This window comes from Aminivibrio pyruvatiphilus, from assembly GCF_004366815.1.
GTDB classification, from domain to species: Bacteria; Synergistota; Synergistia; order Synergistales; family Aminobacteriaceae; genus Aminivibrio; species Aminivibrio pyruvatiphilus.
In genome coordinates, this window is record NZ_SORI01000060.1 from 1 (window position 1) to 1053 (window position 1053).

At 63.2% G+C, this 1053-nt stretch carries 1 protein-coding gene; it reads left to right on the top strand.

Annotated features, from left to right (window positions below; all coding sequences use genetic code 11):
• Nucleotides 1-1053, top strand: a 1053-nt coding sequence (locus C8D99_RS15080) for an amidohydrolase (protein WP_133959326.1), incomplete at both ends; no start/stop codon positions are given.

The following is a 1053-nucleotide window of genomic DNA, read 5'->3' on the forward strand; positions in this document are numbered from 1 at the left end:
GAATTCCTTGAGAAAGTCCGGGGCGGCTTCACCGGGGTTATGGGCATCCTCCGCTGCGGGGAAGGCCCCACCGTGGCGCTCCGGTTCGACATCGACGCCCTGGGCGTGGTGGAAGATGCCGTACCTGAGCACCGTCCATTCCGGGAGGGCTTCAGTTCCGTGAACCCCGGCATGATGCATGCCTGCGGCCATGATGGCCACGCAGCCATAGGCCTTGGCGTGGCGGAAATCCTCATGGCGGTGAAAGACGGCCTGCGGGGCACCGTCAAAATCATTTTCCAGCCTGCCGAGGAAGGAGTGCGGGGTGCCAAAAGCATCGTGGACAAGGGGCATCTCGACGGGGTGGATTTCGTCCTTGCCTGCCACATCACAGAGAGGACCACCGCGGAGGACCGGGCCTCGGATATCAGCGCCGGGACGGGCGGCTCCCTGGCCACCTCCAAGATGGACGCATACTATTACGGAAAATCCGCCCACGCCGGCGGCGACCCCCAGGAAGGACGCAACGCCCTTGCCGCCGCTGTCACTGCCGTCCAGAACCTGCTGGCCATCCCCCGGAACAGCAAATCCGACACCCGGGTCAACGTGGGTACCCTTCACGCCGGATCGGGGAGGAACGTCATCCCCGAAATCGCAAAAATGGAGCTGGAAGTCCGGGGCAAGACCAGTGAGGGAAACATCTACATGGAGCAGTGGGCCCAGCGGATCCTCCGGACGGCAGCCGAAATGCACGACTGCACCTGCGAAGTGAAGAAAATGGGGGAGGCCTTCCTTCTGGAAAGCGACAGGCCTCTCATGGAGCTCATCCGGGACGTCTGCGAACAGAACCTAGGCACCGTCAAAGTTCACCCCCAGCTTCGCCGGGAGGCCTCGGGCAGCGAGGACTTCTCCTACATGATGAAGCGGGTGCAGGACCAGGGAGGGCAGGCCTCCATGCTGCGGATCCTCACCGAAACGGCTGCCGTTGCCCACAACAGCAGATACGACTTCGACGACACCGACGCCCTGCCCAAGGCAGTCAAGGCCATCAGCGCCGTAACCTTCAGGCTCCTC